This window comes from Pseudomonas sp. BF-B-26, from assembly GCF_019956495.1.
Lineage (GTDB): Bacteria > Pseudomonadota > Gammaproteobacteria > Pseudomonadales > Pseudomonadaceae > Aquipseudomonas.
In genome coordinates, this window is sequence record NZ_JAHBDP010000086.1 from 32446 (window position 1) to 48804 (window position 16359).

Genomic DNA, 16359 nt, shown 5'->3' on the forward strand with positions numbered 1-16359 from the left:
CAGCTCGTTTGGCTTTATCACGCTGACGATTGACCTGTTGCGGGCGCGACGGATGAAGCAAGGCAAGTAACGAGAGGGCGGCGGACGCCGAGTCCGCCCCCCGCGGTAATCAAGGCTTGAGCGGCAGCCAGATTTCCAGCACACCGGTGTTGAGCTTCGGGTTGAAGTCTTCGCTGTAGCGTTCGAATTCCGGCGCGTCCGCCGCCTGATAACCGGACTGCGGCAGCCAGGTTTTCCAGATGTACTGGAAGGTCTGGGGCAACTGATCGAGAGGGCCTTTGTGTTCGAACACCGCATAGTGCTGAGGCTGGACCTCAACCCAACGGTATTTATCCGGCAGGTCGTCGAGCTTGCTGATTTCAACGCCGGCAATGTATTCGAAGCCGCCCTTGCCATCCGGATTGCAGCAAATTCCGTAGGTCACTTCGCTTTTTTGACCAGGGATTTTGCCAATCTCGGGGATGAATTTCTCCCAGAGTTCGGGGATTTTCTTGGAGGTTTCCTGGGTAAATCGGCCGCCAAGCCCGGCAATGAGCAGGAAGTGCCCGTGCTCGAAGCGTGGCGTGGCCGTTTCGACGCCTGTTTGCTCATCCATGGCTCAACTCCTGGAACAAAAAAGTGGGTTCGGCTGGGAGTATAGAACCCAAACCGAATTCGCCCAATTACAGTGCATTCAACGGTTCGACAGCACCTGCACCAACGAACTCGTTATACCCCGATAGGATCACGTAGACCGCGAAATAGCAGAAGATCGCTGCCGATGCCATATAGGAATAACGCAGCAATTTGTCGCCCAGCAACTTGCCGCCGTGACTCGCGGCGAAACACAAAGCCACGCACCAGAGCACCCCGGCGCACAGAAACCCGCCAAGAAACAGCGCCGAGCTGAGGGCGCCACCGCCGCCGGAACGAGCGATCAATGTGCCGCCCACCGCCGCGAACCAGAGAATGGCGCTGGGCGACGACATGGCGAGGAAGATCCCGCGGAAAAACTCGCGCCGATGGGAGTTCTGTCCCACGTCTTCGGCCTGCGCCAGTACCGCCTCATGGTGAATCGCCGAATAGATCATCTTCGCCGCGAAGTACAACAACAGCGCCGAACCGCCGATCCACAGCACCCAGCGCACGCTTTCGTATTGCAGCAAAACGGTCATCCCGGCCAAGGCCAGCACAGCGTAGATCAGGTCGCCGACGCATGTCCCCAACCCCAGCGCGAAGCCTTGAAAATAGCCACGCTGCATTGCCAGCGTGATCATCGCGATGTTGGCCACGCCGATGTCCAGGCACAGCGAAAGGCTCAGCAAGAAGCCACTGGTAAATTCCATCAACCGATTTCCTTCGGACAAATTTGTTTACATAGTCGCTGGACAGTTTGCCACATCACCCCTTACATTCCGCCACAGGTCACCGCAGTGACCAGCGTCGCTCGGACGGTTCCGGGCGCTCACGTTATCCGAGGCAACAATGGCTAACCCAGGTTCGCCGCGCCGCTTTGCGCGCATAGATCGACTCCCCCCTTACGTATTCAACATCACTGCCGAGCTGAAGATGGCCGCCCGTCGTCGTGGCGAAGACATCATCGACTTCAGCATGGGCAACCCTGATGGCCCTACTCCGCCGCACATCGTCGAAAAACTGGTGACCGTCGCCCAGCGCGAAGACACCCACGGTTATTCGACGTCCAAGGGTATTCCGCGTCTGCGCCGGGCGATTTCCAATTGGTACAAGGATCGCTACGAGGTCGACATCGACCCGGAAAGCGAAGCCATCGTCACCATCGGTTCCAAGGAAGGCCTGGCGCATTTGATGCTGGCCACCCTCGACCAGGGCGATACCGTTCTGGTGCCGAACCCGAGCTACCCGATTCACATCTACGGCGCGGTGATTGCCGGCGCTCAGGTGCGTTCGGTGCCGTTGATTCCGGGCGTGGACTTCTTCGCCGAACTGGAAAGCGCCATTCGCGGCTCGATCCCGAAACCGAAAATGATGATCCTCGGCTTCCCGTCGAATCCCACCGCCCAGTGCGTGGAGCTGGATTTCTTCGAGCGGGTGATCGCCCTCGCCAAGCAGTACGACGTTTTGGTGGTGCACGACCTGGCTTACGCCGACATCGTCTACGACGGCTGGAAAGCCCCGTCGATCATGCAAGTGCCAGGCGCCAAGGACATCGCGGTGGAGTTTTTCACCCTGTCCAAGAGCTACAACATGGCGGGTTGGCGCATCGGTTTCATGGTCGGCAACGCCGAACTGGTCAACGCCCTGGCGCGGATCAAGAGTTATCACGACTACGGCACGTTTACCCCGCTGCAAGTCGCGGCGATTGCGGCGCTGGAAGGTGATCAGCAGTGTGTCAAAGACATCGCCGAGCAGTATCGGCAGCGTCGCAACGTGCTGGTCAAAGGCCTGCATGAACTGGGCTGGATGGTCGAGAATCCGAAAGCGTCGATGTACGTCTGGGCGAAGATTCCCGAGGCGTATGCGCATTTGGGCTCGCTGGAGTTCGCCAAGAAACTGCTGGCCGAGGCCAAGGTTTGCGTCTCGCCGGGCGTAGGGTTTGGTGAGTATGGCGATGATCATGTGCGCTTCGCGCTGATCGAAAACCAGGACCGGATTCGTCAGGCCATACGCGGAATTCGCGGGATGTTCCGGGCGGATGGGCTGATTAGTAAATCTTGATGCCCTGCACATAACACTGTGGGAGCGAGCCTGCTCGCGATGAGGGCTTAACATTCAACGAAGAGGTTGAATGTTAGTCAGTCATCGCGAGCAGGCTCGCTCCCACATTTGTTTCGTGGTGATCACAAGAGCTGTGTCACCACCTGTGCTTTGCAGTGCTACTTATACGAACAACGACAACAGCAAGATGAAGCCCAGACCCACCACGGACAGGATGGTTTCCATCGCGGTCCAGGTCTTGAAGGTTTCCGCCACGGTCATGTTGAAGTACTGCTTCACCAGCCAGAAACCCGCGTCATTCACGTGCGACAGGATCAACGAACCGGCACCGGTCGCCAGTACCAGCAGCTCACGGTTCACACCCGGAATCATCCCCACCACCGGCACCACGATGCCGGCGCCGGTAATGGTCGCCACGGTTGCCGAACCGGTCGCGATACGAATCACCGCGGCTACCAGCCAGGCCAGCAGGATCGGCGAGATCTGCGCGTTCACCGCCATGTGGCCGATCACGTCACCCACACCGCTGGTCACCAGCATCTGCTTGAAGCCACCACCGGCACCGATGATCAGAATGATCGCGGCGGTCGGCGCAAGGCTTGCGTCGAGCAACTTGAGGATCTTGTTCGAGCCCATGCCCTGACGGTGGCCGAAGGTGTACAGCGACAGCAGCAACGCCAGCAGCAGCGCCGAAATCGGGTGACCGATCAGGTCCATGAAGGTGCGGAAGAAATTGCCGTCCGGCAGCACCACATCAGCAAAGGTCTTGAGCAACATCAGGAACACCGGCAACAGCACGGTGATCAAGGTGATGCTGAAGCTCGGCAGCTCAGCCGCCTCTGGCTCGCGCGCCAGTTGATCGACCAGTTCCTGGTTAGGATGACCTGGAATGTACTTGGCAATGAACGTGCCGTAGATCGGGCCGGCGATGATAGCCGTCGGCAACGCAACGATCAGGCCGTAGAGAATGGTTTTACCAATGTCGGCACCGAACACGCCGATGGCCAGCAACGGACCCGGGTGCGGCGGAACCAGACCGTGCACGGCGGACAGACCGGCCAGCAGCGGGATACCGATCTTGATGATCGACACGCCGGTACGCCGGGCCACGATGAATACCAGCGGGATCAGCAGTACGAAACCGATTTCGAAGAACAGCGGAATGCCGACCAGGAAGGCCGCGAACATCATCGCCCACTGCACCTTGTCCTTGCCGAACGCGCGAATCAGGGTCTGGGCAATCTGATCCGCCCCGCCCGACTCGGCCATCATTTTGCCGAGCATGGTGCCCAGCGCAAGGATGATCCCGACGAAACCGAGCACCCCACCGAAGCCGTCCTGGAACGCCTTGATGATGGTGCCGATCGGCATGCCGGAGGTCAGCCCGAGAAAGGCGGCGGCGATGATCAGGGCAATGAACGGATGAAGCTTGAACTTGGTGATCAGGACGATAAGCCCGATCACCGTGACCACTGCATCGAGCAGCAGGAACGTCTCGTGGGACATGCCAAACATTAGGGGTGTCTCCTGGTTGTTGTTGTTATTAAAGCGGGTAATTCGCAAGCCAACAGGACAGCGCTATCTCTTCTGGCAAAACTCATACGGCGTGTTTCAGGCCATGAGCCTGCCACCAGTCATGAGCTTGCTTCGCCAATTGCTCGACGCTGTGCTTCGACGCGTCCAGAGCCAGGGTCAAGGGCTCACCAACGGGCGATTCAAGGGTGGCGAACTGGCTGTCGATCAACGTCGAAGGCATGAAATGGCCCGGCCGATGGGAGACACGATCGGCGGCCACTTCAGGGGTCAGTTCAAGGAACACAAAGCCCAGGCCCGGCAAGGCACTGCGCAGACGTTCGCGGTAAATGTGTTTGAGGGCCGAGCAGGTCAGCACCGGGCGTTCGCCCTTGGCGTCGATGCGGCGCAATTCATCGCACAGGCTGTCGAGCCAGCCGGCACGGTCTTCGTCGTTCAGGGGGATTCCCGCGCTCATCTTTTCGATATTGGCGGCAGGGTGGAAAGTGTCGCCTTCAATGGCGGTCGCGCCGCTGAGTTGGCACAAGGCCTCGCTGACGCAAGTCTTGCCGCAACCGGCAACGCCCATGATGACCAGGGCGGTGATGGGATGATTCATGTAACACCTCAGCGCGCAGACAGCGCTACCTTTGCCAGTTATGACACCAGAAAAAGCAGAAGTTGCCGACGCCTTCTTGTCATTTTTGTGGGTTGCAGCATGTTCGTTCCCAACGCCAAAAAACGGGGATCAGGCAAACCCCGCTCACGCATTTGCAGCTGCGTCGAGACAGCGCTACCTTAGTGCCTCGAATTTTGTTTGGCAAGCCGTCCGATGATCTCCCCTAAAAACGATAAAAATACGCGCACCACTGGCCGCCCCACTTTGAACGAAGTCGCACGCCTGGCCGGTGTCAGCCCGATCACCGCCTCTCGCGCCCTGCGCGGGGTCAGCACGGTGGCCACCGAACTGGTGGAAAAGGTGCAGAAAGCCGCCCTCGACCTGAACTACGTGGTCAACCCCGCCGCCCGCGCCCTGGCCTCGGCCCAGAGCCATTCCGTCGTGGTTTTGGTGCCTTCATTGTCCAACCTGCTGTTCATCGACACGCTGGAAGCCATTCATCAGGTTTTGCGACCAAAGGGCTTCGAAGTACTGATCGGGAACTTCCATTACTCACGTGATGAAGAAGAAAACCTGCTGCGCAACTACATGGCGTATCAGCCTCGCGGTTTGCTGCTGACCGGTTTCGACCGCACCGAAAGTTCGCGCCGGATGATCGAGGCCAGCAACATTCCGTGCGTGTACATGATGGAACTGGACAGCGCCGCCGGGCTCAATTGCGTGGGCTTTTCGCAACTCGCGGCTGGCGAGACCGCGGCCGGGCATTTGCTGTCACGGGGTCGTAAGCGTCTGGCCTACATTGGTGCGCAACTGGATCAACGCACGTTGCTGCGCGGCGAAGGTTTCCGCAAAGCCCTGCAAAAGGCCGGTTTGTATGACCCGGACCTGGAAGTGCTGACACCTCGCTCTTCCTCCGTCGGCCTTGGTGGCGAACTGTTCCTGCAACTGCTCGCCACTCATCCCGATGTCGATGCGATCTTCTTCGGTAACGACGACCTGGCCCAGGGCGCACTGCTCGAAGCCATGCGCTGCGGGATCAAGATCCCCGAACAAGTAGCGATCCTCGGCTTCAACGACCTGCCGGCCTCGGCCCACATGGTCCCGCGCCTGAGCAGCATCAGCACCCCGCGAGAAGCCATCGGCCGCCGCGCGGCGGAGCAGATGTTGACGTTAATGGCTGGCAACACCGTGGCCAAACCGGTGCAGGACATGGGGTTTGAGTTGAAGGTGCGCGAGAGTACCTGACGCTGTGATCGCTCCCACGCAGAGCGTCAGAACGGCGCATCGCCCATGCCGTGGGTTTTCAACTAACCTTGATAGTGTTCCAACTTCGCCAACTTCGGCGCTGTCGGATCCGGTTTGAAAACGCTGAATACCTGTTAGATTCCTGAAGCGTCGAATCGCTAACGGAGTAGCTCAATGGAACATGCACTGAAGATTCTGGGCAAAGCCTCGTCCATCAACGTCAGAAAAGTCCTGTGGACCTGTGAGGAATTGGGTATTGCCTACGAACGTGAAGACTGGGGCGGCGGTTATGCGTCAACCCACACGCCGGAGTTTCTCAGGCTCAACCCCAACGCACTGGTGCCCGTGATCATCGATGAGGCCGGCGTGCTGTGGGAGTCCAACACCATCTGCCGCTATCTGGCCGGCAAACACCACAACACCGATCTGCTACCCCACGAACCGGCGGCCCGCGCTCGGGTTGAACAGTGGATGGATTGGCAAGCGACTGAACTCAATGCCTCCTGGAGCTATGCGTTCACGGCATTGGTACGCAAAGATCCGGAGTTCCAGGACCCGCATCACATTGCCGCCGGTGTACACGGCTGGAATCAGAAAATGGGCATCATCGAGCATCAGCTCGCGGCCACCAAAGCGTATGTCGCCGGACCGCACTTCACGCTGGCAGACATCGTCATCGGGCTGTCGATCAACCGCTGGCTGATGACACCGATGGAGCGCCCCGACTACCCGGCCATCGACGAGTATTTCCAACGGTTGGCACAACGCCCGGGATTCCTCAAATATGGCTGCAATGGACTGCCTTGAGCGGCCCCGCATTTTCTCGGCTGCGGCAACTGGGCCGAGAGCAGAAACAGCAGCCGCGTAAAAGGCAACAGTCCAAATGATCAACACGTTTTTTGCTTCGCTTTAACCATCCTGAAAACTGAAAAACATCCTTTCAATTGGATGTATTTCTGTTTTCAGCAGTATGACCGCTGGTCCAATTCTTCTTCCGCAAAGAGCCTGACTGTCACTTCTGTCAGTAGACAGCATTATCCGAGTGGAAAATCATGTGTCTCCTCCGCGTCGATAGTTCACCGCGGCTCTGTTTGTAATGTGGCAAAGGAGATGACCCATGAGTAATAAAAAAGCCGTCGGGCTGTTCAGTGCAACAATCAGGGAAAATGGCGGCGAACCGCTGAGCCTTCCAGCCAAGCAAATCGTTTTCAGCGTTAAAGAATATGAACTCATAGTTGGCGGGTTCGCCCGAGATGACTTCCCTGTAGGCTGGGGAGTCCAGTTAGGTATATATGATGGCGAAATCAAACCTGGCTCATATCCATTCGACAACGGTAGAAGAGTCGGAGGTTTTTACAACCCTCGAGACCCTGATAGTTCCTGGATCGGGCAAGAACAGTCGGGAAATATCACCTTGATTGAAGTGGACCTTGAAAAAAAATTTGTGAGGGGCACGTATCAATTCATCGCTGTAAGCAGTCATGACCCACAGAAAAGTGCGGAGATAGAAGGCAGTTTCTCACTCACCGAATAGGTCAGGCGCCACTTGTAAAACATGAACGTTTCAAGTGATAAAAATTGCCCCTTTAATTATAAGGGGCAATCCGTTCAGGCCAACGCTAACTTATCTGCACGGTGGAGTTGAACTGAGTGGTCGATAAGTTTTTCGTTTCGCTTTAACACGATCGATACCTCCCCAAAAGGTCCCCTCGTGGGACCCTTTTCTTTTTGGGCTCGAGGACCGCTCATCGGCTTTACCTGACTCACGTCTCTTACCTGTCAATTGTGACAGTAGACAGTCGTTAGATAGGGGTAAATCATGAGCGTGTTGCGGCAATCATTTGCTCGCACTAACGAACAAGAGAATGGAGGCTGACATGTCTATAAATAAACCCGCTACGACCACACTTTCACTGGATGACAACGCAACCAGTCAATCCGAATCAGCGACTGCGATGTCAACTCAGTCACTACAAAATTTTCGCGGAACCTGCACTGCAAAATTCACGAAGGATGGTAACGAAGTGGCGCCAGCCTTTGATGGCTCGCGCTTTCAAATTAGTTACGGCTCGCTCTTTCCGAAAACGATCAGTCTCATTCACATCGGCGACACCATCGATAACGGCCGCTATTTTGATTTCAGCATCATCCCTGCGCGCGGAAATGGTACTTATCCGATCCCCCTGACCAATAGCAATACTCGCTTCACTTATTCCCGACATGGTTTCAATGTCGATGAGGGAGAATTGACTATTAATGTCGACAACGGCAATTGCAGCGGCACATTTAGCCTCACGGTTACTGGCAACCCAAGCGGGGGCGCCTATGAAACTTTGAATATTGTAGAAGGGAAATTCGAAATTACAGCTATTTGATTCGCCTTTAGACTGCCCCTCTAAAGCGTGAGCTTCCCGAGGGGCAAATTTCGCGGATAGTCAGCTAATCTGCAACGTCGAATTGAACTGACTGATCGCATCCACCACATGCCGCGACCCTTGTTGAATCTCCATAATCACCGCTCCCGCCTCGTTCGCCAGTTCCACCCCAAGCCCGGTTCGACTCAAACTGGACTGCATGCTCGACACCGCACTCAATGACAAATCGTGGTTCTTGCGCACCACTTCAACGATCTCCACCGTTGCCTGGCTCGTTCGTGCCGCCAGGCTGCGAACTTCATCGGCGACGACCGCGAACCCGCGCCCGTGCTCCCCGGCCCGGGCCGCTTCGATCGCGGCGTTGAGCGCCAGCAGGTTGGTCTGATCGGCAATGCCGCGAATGGTCTGAACGATGGTGCCGATGATGTCGGACTGTTTACTCACGGCATCAATGCTCAGCGCCGCTTCATTCAAGTCTTTGGAAATGTCCTGGATGGTCTGCACCGTTTGCTGCACCACATGCGACCCCTTCTGCGCACAAGCATCGTTTTGAACCGAGGTGCTGTGGGCCGACTCCGCGGCCGTTTGCAGGGTGGTCACCTGAGCGGTGATGTCGCTGGCGAACTTGACCACTTTGTACAACCGGCCCTTGGTGTCGAACAGCGGGTTGTAGGAAGCTTCCAGGAAAACCGTATGACCGTGCTTGTCTTTGCGCTCGAAACGGTGCGAGTGATATTCGCCGCGATTGAGCGAGGCCCAAAACGCTTTGTAGGCCTGGGATTCGGCTTCGGCACGATGACAAAACAGGCTGTGATGTTGGCCCACCACTTCGTTGAGCGAGTAATGCATCGTCTTCAAGAAGTTGTCGTTGGCCGTGATGACCTTGCCATCCGGGGTGAATTCGATTACCGCCATGGAGCGACCGATCGCCGCGAGCATGCTCTCGTCTTCGTGCTCCTTGTAGACCCTGGCCGAGATATCAGTGGCGACTTTGATCACACTGCGAACCTGACGATCAGCGCCGAACACCGGCATATAGCTGGCTTCAAGCCAGATCTCCTTGCCGTTCCTGTCCAAGCGTAAAAAGGTCCCGCTCACCGGCTCGCCACGGGCCAGGTCACGCCACAACTTGGCGTAGGCTTCGCTGCGATAGAACGCTTCTTCGCAAAAGATCCGATGATGCTTGCCGCGCACTTCTTCGGCGCTGTAACCCATGACACTGCAAAAGTTGTCGTTGGCATCGAGCACGATGCCTTCGGGGGTGAACTCAATCATTGCCATCGAGCGACTGACCGCGGCCAACTTCGCGTTAGCCTCGGCCAGCGCGCAACTGAATCGTTCGATTTCCAGCAAGTCAGATTTGTGATGTCGGTTAAACATAGATCACCTTCAGCGCGGTCTTTTGTTTGATGAAAGTTCTTTGGTCTTTCAACAGCTCCACCACTACATTCCAAGGAACAGGCACACGCATCCCTCCACAGGAAGGACTGGGTCAGGTGATCAATGATGTTTAATCGGAGAGTCCATGCAGCAACGCTCTTATCAAGACATCCTTCTCTTGATAGCCCGGAATCGGACCAGCCCTAACGTTCTGATAAGACATTCCATTGACCGGACAGCTCCGTGTTGTTCAGCGTCGGTGCCTTGGGTTGCGCACACTTTTCACGTGTATGACGGCCTTCACATAGCGGTCGACATAGTTAGTTACGAGTCAGCATAGACAGGCGAGGCCGGTACGCAAGGCCACTAGTCGGCCACTATTGAGGACAAAATCGGTTCAGCATCGGTATGCGTCATTTCTCAGCGAGCATGCCCATCAACGCCTGCACCGCCGCCGAGGGTGGCTTGTTCGCAGCGGCCACCAAGGCAAATTCGCGATCGATACGCGGTTTGACCGGCACCACGCGCAGCCCCTGAAGTTGGCTCGGCAGTGTCATCTCCGGCACCAGCGTCACGCCGATGTTTTCCCGCACCAGGGTGAACGCACTGCTCCATTCACGGACCTCGACCCGAACGTCGCGCAGCTGCAGTCCGGCATCCTCCGCCAGGCTGCGAGCGTTGGTCGAACAACCGCCCGTGGCCAGTACAAAAGGTTGCTCCACCAACTCCGCCAGGGAGACGCCTTCTTCATTCGAACGGCGAGCCAAGGGATGGCCGCCAGGCACCACCGCCATCCAGGCATCGCGTCCCAGGCGACCGGCATTGCGCTCAGGCGCCGGGTTCAACACCACGCCAACATCCACCAGCCCGGCACCGAGCAGCGTTTCCACTTCATCGTCGCTGACCTCCAGCGCGACCACCTGAATACCGGGATAAAGCCGATTGAACTGACGCAACAACGGCGGCAGGAAAGTCGCCAACACCATGGGGAAACTGGCCAGGCGAATCGTCCCGCGCTGGATGTCTTTGGTGGCATCGACGCTGCTGCGGATGTTCTCCAGGGCATCGAGCATGGTTCTCGCGTGTTCGATCACAGACAAGCCGATTGCCGTCGGCAAGGTCTGGCGATTCTCCCGACTGAACAACTGAACGCCCAGGGTTTCTTCAATCAACGCCAAGGCCTGGCTGGCACCGGACTGGGTCATGCCGATCCGCTCGGCAGCCCGGGTAATGTTGCCCGTGTCAGCCACTGCCACCACCATTCGCCAATGCATCAGATTCATCATGGCAGTAGCTTTCCTTATGGTGGTTTTCTGAAAGATTAATTTTACCGAGGGTGCCGCGCACTATGACACTGGCGCAAATCCCCAGCCAGAGCCCTGCCGATGAAGTTGTATTACGCCCCCCACGCCTGCTCGCTGGCGCCGCATATCGTGCTGCGCGAACTCGATCTGCCGTTCGAATTGATCCGCGTCGACAACACCACCAAGCGAACCGCTAACGGCGAGGACTTCCTCTCCATCAACCCCAAGGGTTACGTCGCGGCATTGCAACTGGACGATGGCCAAGTGCTGACCGAAGGCCCGGCAATCCTGCAATACCTGGCAGAACTGCGACCCGAAGCGAACCTGGTACCCGTGAGCGGAACGTTCGAGCGGGTACGGTTGCAGGAATGGCTGAATTTCGTTTCGACAGAGATTCATGGCGGGCTGGGCTGGCTGTTCAGTTCGCAGTTCCCGGATGAGGTGAAAGCGCTGATCAAGGAGAAACTGTTCAAGCGTTTTGTTGTGTTGAGCCAGACGCTGGAGCGCCAGGATTATTTGATGGCTGACGGGTTCAGCGTTGCCGACGCGTATTTGTTTACGGTGTTGCGCTGGACGTCGGTGTTTGGGATTGATTTGAATCAGTGGCCGGCGTTGGTGCGGTTTCAGGCGCGGGTTGATCAGCGGCCAGCCGTGAAGACTGCATTGGCCGCTGAGTCGGAGTAAGGCGCAAGACCCTTCGCGAGCAAGCCCGCTCCCACAGGGGATCTCCAGTGAACACAGATTTTGTGAACACCAGAGATCCCCTGTGGGAGCGGGCTTGCTCGCGAAAGCTATCTGACAAACACCGTTGAAGCATCAGAAAAAACTACAAACTCCCACTCACCTTGGTCGCCACCTCCCCCGGCACCCAGCCCTTCCAGATCTGCGGCTGATCACGCAAAAACGCTTCGGCCACCTGACGCGGTTGCAGGCGCTTTTCGCTCATCTGGCCGAGCGTGTGGTTCAGCAGATCGATCGGCAGGTCGACCTTTTCGAAGAACGCCACCAGGTCCGGGTACTGCGCCTTGAACGGCGCGGACACGCCGATCGCCAGGCTTGCCGGCATCGACCGCGTGCCTTTTGGATTCGGGTTGTTGGCGTCGGCCAGGGTCTTCCAGGCGTCGGCGTCGAAGGCCGGCTCGTCGAGCTTCACCAGTTTGAAACGGCCCAACAGCGGCGTCGGCGACCAGTAGTAGAACAGCACCGGTTTGCCTCGACGGATCGACGAAGCCACCTCGGCATCCAGCGCAGCGCCAGAACCCGTGCGGAAGTTGACGAAGCTGCCGGTCAGGTCATAGGCCTTGAGTTTCTGACTGTTGACGATCTCCGAGGTCCAGCCGGTCGGGCTATTGAGGAAGCGTCCACGGCTAGGGTCTTCCGGGTCGCGGAACACGTCCTTGTAGCGCGCCAGGTCGGCCACGGATTTCAGCTCCGGGGCCAGGGGTTTGATGCCGCGTTCGGGGTCGCCCTTGATCACGTATTCCGGCACCCACCAGCCTTCGGTGGCGCCTTTGACCGTGTCGCCCAGGCCAAACACTTTGCCTTCCGAGGCGGCTTTGACCCACGCCGGACTGCGCCCGGCCCACTCTTCGCCGATCACTTGAATATCGTTCCTGGCCAACGCCGCTTCGAGACTGACGGTGCTGCCCGGCAAGGTATCGGTCGGGTAGCCGTAACCTTTCTCGATAATCAATCGCAGGATTTCGGTGATCAGGCTGCCGCTTTCCCAGGTGATGTCGCCGAAGTGGATCGGCGCGGTTTTCTCCGCAGCGGGAACGTGGGTTGCCACAAGGCTCAGGGCCAGCAGCGAACTGCCGAGCAGGGTTTTGATCGATCTCATGCGGACCTCCGGGTCAGGGAATTCAAGGATTGGTTGGCGCTGTGCCGGGCGCACAGGGCTTGAGTGCGAGTCATGTAAACGCTGACCGAGCGCTGGGAAATGCCCAGTTCGGCGGCGATTTGCGGGTAGGTCAGACCGTCGATTCGCGACAACAGGAACGTTGCGCGAACCTTGCCCGGCAAGCGCTCCAGCGTACGGTCGAGGCCATGCAAGGCCTGGGTCAATTGCAGCCGTTCTTCGGGCGAAATCGCTTGTTGCTGATCGAGGTGTCGCAACTGATCGAGGTGTTGGCGTTCCTGCTCACGGCGGCGCCAGAGCTGATAGATCAACCGCTGGGCAATGGTGGTGAGTAAGGCACGAGGCTCGCGGATCGGGGTCAGCCCAGGCGATTCGAGCAGCTGTAAAAAAGTTTCGGCAGCAATGTCTTCGACGCTGGAACTGGCGCCCAGATGCCGTCGCAACCGTGCGCACAGCCAGGGGTAATGCGCGCGGAACACTCCGCCCACGTCGTTGCGATGGGAAAGGTCGGTGCCGGACATAGAGGCTCCAAGGGTTAGGGGTCGCTGAATGTCCGGTGATCCGGTGACGCGATCCTAGCAAGGAGCTTTATTCATTAATAATATTTAAAAAGCATTTTTATATTCCGTTATGGAATTAAACATCAAAAGAACTCAGCCTACCGCAATCGCCCATACCCCAACGCCTCAGCCTCTTGCTGATAGTCGAGCACAATCTGATAGTCGCTTTCGCTGGCCGGCAATACCTCTTGCAGACCGAGGATTTCCCTGACTTCGGGCAATTCCTGCAACGTCGTGTTCATCACCTGCAGCAACGCCTCGGCCTGTTCATCGGTGACGGTCGCGGCGGTGATATACGGCAAGGTCGGACTGAACGCACTTCGCGCAATGACCCGCAGGCCGGCCACTTCGTCTTCGGCGTACCGCGCCAGATAGTCGAAGGTGACGCTGTCGATGGCCGCCAGGTCCGCGGTCCCTTCACGCAACCCGCGCAGGCTTTCGCGGTGGCTGCCGCTGATACCGACACTGGCGAAGAACTGCCCCTCTTGATGCAGCGGCGCCAATCGATGACGCAGCAGGTTCATGCCGCTGTTGGAGTCTTCGCCATTGATCACCCCACGACTGTCGCGAAAGGCCGGCAGGCTGCGCCGTGGATCATCGGCGCGACTCAGCAACAGGCTGCAATGATTGCCGCCGTTAGCGTCCGGCAGCTCATAGCGAGGACGACCAACGACCCGGACCCGACCGCGCAACGCGGTCATCAGCGGGTAGCCGCAGGTTTGGGTCAGCAGAAGGTGCGGGGACAGCCAGAGGTCCATCAGCGAAAGGCCCTCGGCGTTGCGGCGGGTGGCACCCAGTCGCTCGAGCATGCGCGTCAGCCAGCGCTCGTTGGCCTCGCGGATTGGTTCGGGGGCGATGTACATCAGTAATTCGGCGAGGTGTTCAGTCATCGAAATCTTCCAGGTGACAAGTTTTCACTGTGGGAGCGAGCCCTGTGGCGAGGGGATTTATCCCCTCGCCACAGGGCTCGCACACAGGGGGGGTCGATCATGAAATCAGTGAAACGGATGTTGCGGGCTATCGATGGCTTTCACTCCATTCTCCCACCACAACTGCCCATAACCCTGCACCAGAAACCCGCCGCTACGCGCCAGCCATTGCTCGCGACGCGCGCGGTAGGCGCGGGGCAAGTCATACCAGGGCAGACCGGGCAAGTCGTGATGCACCAAATGCAGATTGAGGTTGAGGAACAGCCAGCGCCACGGCCAGGCCGCTTCATTGATGACCGTCCTTTGCTCGGGCTCGGCGTGGGGACGGTGTTCATAGTAGGAGCGAAGCATCGCAATCGATAGCGCCGGCACGCTGATCAGCAATAGGTAATGCCACACCGGCAGCACGCTGTAACGGGCGATAAACAGCAACATCAGCAGGGTCAACGTGCCGTGGCTCAACCACATCAGCCAGGCCTGTCGCTCACCTGCTTTTAGACGTTGCAGTTCTTCCCTGGCCAGCGCCAGCAAGGCCAGCGGTGCACCGAGGGCGAAGCGTCCGAGCACGGTTTTGTTCAGCCAGTGCAGACGCTGTTCAAACAGTGAACTGCCCTGCCATTGCTCCGCGCTCAGGTAACGGCTTTCCGGATCGTGCCCCGGAAGGGTCAGGTCTTCGTCGCAGTGATGCAGCAAATGGCTGTCGCGATACAGGGTGTAGGGATACCAGACGGCGAACGGCGCGTAGCCGAGGATCTTGTTCAGCGATGTCCAGCGGGTGGGGTGACCGTGAAGCAATTCGTGCTGCACCGACAACCAGAGCACCACCAATGGAATCAACAGCACAGTGCTCCACCACAGGCCCAACCAGCCACTGGCAAGCACGATGCTGAACCAGCCGACGTACACGCCGATCAGCAGCAACCAGGTCGGCCACTCGGTGCGAGCGGTCAGGCGTTGGCGCAGGGTTTCGATTTCTTCACGGTGGGCGGTATCGAAATAATGGGGCATGGCGTTGCTCAGATCGGGGACCAGTCCCCTTCTGTGCAATGACGCAGGAAAATCTTGCAGATTATTTCAAGGATCGTATGACGATCGTTCCCGCGCTCTGCGAGGGAATGCCTCTAGGGACGCTCTGCGTCCAGTGACGCGGAGCGTCACGGGCCGCATTCCCACGCAGAGCGTGGGAACGATCAATCAATGCGGGATCAATGACCGAACACATCCACCTTCTTGGCCTTCTTGTCCGCGCGCTTTTCATCGGCGGTTTTTGCCGGTTTTTTCTTTGCCGCTTTTTTTGAATCCATGCCTTTGGCCATGATACTTACTCCACTCATACGGGATGTGAGATCAGGTATACACCTATCGCTACGCGCGCGTTCTTTTATAATCACCCGCTTTGCGCACCGACAGTCGAAGATCATGCCCAACACCCAGTACACCTTGCTCGCCGAGCCTTTGTGGCCCTTGATGAACAAGTTTTATCGCGCTCATCAATCGTCGATGAAAGCCGTCCGCGACGCTCAACTCTGGGTGGCCAGGCGCGAGGAGATCATTGGCGCACTGTGTTTGCGACCGGTGGCGGACGGGCATTGGCTGACGGGTTTGTTTGTCGATCCGGCCTGTCGTGAACAGGGCATCGCTGCAGCGTTGATCGCCGAGGCGCTCAAGGAGCTTGAAGGCCCGGTGTGGCTGTTTTGTCATCCGGACTTGCGCGGGTTTTATGAACGTCGCGGTTTTACCTTCGACCCGCCACTGCCCTACTCCATGGCCGAACGCTTGAGCCGTTATGCGCGCAGCAAACCGATGATCGCCATGGGCCTAAAACCGTTGGAGAGTTCGACTTGTGGGAGCGGGCTTGCTCGCGAAGGCGGCGTGTCAGTCGACATCAATATTGACTGACA

Annotated in this window: 17 protein-coding genes and 1 pseudogene; 7 read left to right on the forward strand and 11 right to left on the reverse strand. The window is 57.9% G+C overall.

Annotated elements, in window-relative coordinates; genetic code table 11:
* Nucleotides 1-109: 109 nt before the first annotated feature.
* Both KGB03_RS19295 and KGB03_RS19300 read right to left on the reverse strand, forming a co-directional pair.
* Nucleotides 110-595, reverse strand: coding sequence for a GyrI-like domain-containing protein (locus KGB03_RS19295; RefSeq protein ID WP_223528298.1), 486 nt, complete (start codon nt 593-595; stop codon nt 110-112).
* 67 nt (nt 596-662) lie between these two features.
* Nucleotides 663-1325: a LysE family translocator gene (locus tag KGB03_RS19300; protein WP_111451494.1), complete on the reverse strand. Its 663-nt coding sequence runs from the start codon at nt 1323-1325 to the stop codon at nt 663-665.
* A gap of 139 nt (nt 1326-1464) precedes the next feature.
* On the opposite strand from KGB03_RS19300, the gene alaC reads away from it, so the two are divergent.
* Complete coding sequence (alaC, locus tag KGB03_RS19305; RefSeq protein WP_008151144.1) at nt 1465-2676, forward strand: alanine transaminase; 1212 nt, start codon at nt 1465-1467, stop codon at nt 2674-2676.
* Nucleotides 2677-2838: 162 nt separating this feature from the next.
* Here the strand turns inward: alaC and KGB03_RS19310 are convergent, their stop codons facing one another.
* Together KGB03_RS19310 and KGB03_RS19315 are read right to left on the reverse strand one after the other, a co-directional pair.
* On the reverse strand, nt 2839-4191 hold the full coding sequence (locus KGB03_RS19310) for a GntP family permease (RefSeq protein WP_046056184.1): 1353 nt from the start codon (nt 4189-4191) through the stop codon (nt 2839-2841).
* Nucleotides 4192-4273: 82 nt separating this feature from the next.
* Nucleotides 4274-4807, reverse strand: a complete 534-nt coding sequence (locus tag KGB03_RS19315; protein ID WP_192411101.1) for a gluconokinase — start codon at nt 4805-4807, stop codon at nt 4274-4276.
* A 213-nt stretch (nt 4808-5020) separates the two neighbouring features.
* Between KGB03_RS19315 and KGB03_RS19320 the strand changes: the two genes are divergently transcribed.
* The 4 genes from KGB03_RS19320 to KGB03_RS19335 all read left to right on the forward strand — a co-directional run bounded on the left by KGB03_RS19320 (nt 5021) and on the right by KGB03_RS19335 (nt 8427).
* On the forward strand, nt 5021-6052 hold the full coding sequence (locus KGB03_RS19320; RefSeq protein ID WP_008151140.1) for a LacI family DNA-binding transcriptional regulator: 1032 nt from the start codon (nt 5021-5023) through the stop codon (nt 6050-6052).
* 174 nt (nt 6053-6226) lie between these two features.
* Complete coding sequence (locus KGB03_RS19325; protein WP_218538794.1) at nt 6227-6859, forward strand: glutathione S-transferase family protein; 633 nt, start codon at nt 6227-6229, stop codon at nt 6857-6859.
* 310 nt (nt 6860-7169) lie between these two features.
* Nucleotides 7170-7586, forward strand: a complete 417-nt coding sequence (locus KGB03_RS19330) for a hypothetical protein (protein ID WP_223528301.1) — start codon at nt 7170-7172, stop codon at nt 7584-7586.
* Between the two features lie 343 nt (nt 7587-7929).
* A complete protein-coding gene (locus tag KGB03_RS19335; protein ID WP_218538796.1) occupies nt 7930-8427 on the forward strand; it encodes a hypothetical protein in 498 nt (165 codons plus the stop codon).
* A 60-nt stretch (nt 8428-8487) separates the two neighbouring features.
* Here KGB03_RS19335 and KGB03_RS31395 read toward each other — a convergent pair whose 3' ends face one another.
* The 3 genes and pseudogenes from KGB03_RS31395 to KGB03_RS19345 form a co-directional block, all read right to left on the reverse strand.
* On the reverse strand, nt 8488-9027 hold the full coding sequence (locus KGB03_RS31395) for a methyl-accepting chemotaxis protein (protein ID WP_375154739.1): 540 nt from the start codon (nt 9025-9027) through the stop codon (nt 8488-8490).
* 3 nt (nt 9028-9030) lie between these two features.
* Nucleotides 9031-9807 (reverse strand): annotated as a pseudogene (locus tag KGB03_RS31400) (PAS domain-containing protein); the annotation flags it as partial.
* Nucleotides 9808-10220: 413 nt separating this feature from the next.
* A complete protein-coding gene (locus KGB03_RS19345) occupies nt 10221-11093 on the reverse strand; it encodes a LysR family transcriptional regulator (RefSeq protein ID WP_223528307.1) in 873 nt (290 codons plus the stop codon).
* Between the two features lie 99 nt (nt 11094-11192).
* Here KGB03_RS19345 and gstA point away from each other — a divergent pair, with 99 nt between their 5' ends.
* A complete protein-coding gene (gene gstA / locus KGB03_RS19350; RefSeq protein WP_223528310.1) occupies nt 11193-11795 on the forward strand; it encodes a glutathione transferase GstA in 603 nt (200 codons plus the stop codon).
* Nucleotides 11796-11937: 142 nt separating this feature from the next.
* On the opposite strand, the gene KGB03_RS19355 is transcribed toward gstA, so the two are convergent.
* The 4 genes from KGB03_RS19355 to KGB03_RS19370 all read right to left on the reverse strand — a co-directional run bounded on the left by KGB03_RS19355 (nt 11938) and on the right by KGB03_RS19370 (nt 15466).
* Nucleotides 11938-12951, reverse strand: a complete 1014-nt coding sequence (locus tag KGB03_RS19355; RefSeq protein WP_223528313.1) for an ABC transporter substrate-binding protein — start codon at nt 12949-12951, stop codon at nt 11938-11940.
* Nucleotides 12948-13490 carry a sigma-70 family RNA polymerase sigma factor gene (locus KGB03_RS19360; protein WP_218538801.1) on the reverse strand — a complete coding sequence of 181 codons (543 nt, stop codon included), beginning with the start codon at nt 13488-13490 and terminating at the stop codon, nt 12948-12950. Before KGB03_RS19360 ends, KGB03_RS19355 begins: the two co-directional genes overlap by 4 nt.
* 137 nt (nt 13491-13627) lie before the next feature.
* The gene (locus tag KGB03_RS19365) at nt 13628-14419 is read right to left on the reverse strand and encodes a phosphate/phosphite/phosphonate ABC transporter substrate-binding protein (RefSeq protein WP_223528316.1); all 792 of its coding nucleotides are present in this window, start codon (nt 14417-14419) and stop codon (nt 13628-13630) included.
* Between the two features lie 105 nt (nt 14420-14524).
* Complete coding sequence (locus tag KGB03_RS19370; protein ID WP_223528320.1) at nt 14525-15466, reverse strand: fatty acid desaturase; 942 nt, start codon at nt 15464-15466, stop codon at nt 14525-14527.
* Nucleotides 15467-15877: 411 nt separating this feature from the next.
* Between KGB03_RS19370 and KGB03_RS19375 the strand changes: the two genes are divergently transcribed.
* The gene (locus tag KGB03_RS19375; RefSeq protein WP_223528323.1) at nt 15878-16357 is read left to right on the forward strand and encodes a GNAT family N-acetyltransferase; all 480 of its coding nucleotides are present in this window, start codon (nt 15878-15880) and stop codon (nt 16355-16357) included.
* Nucleotides 16358-16359: the final 2 nt, after the last annotated feature.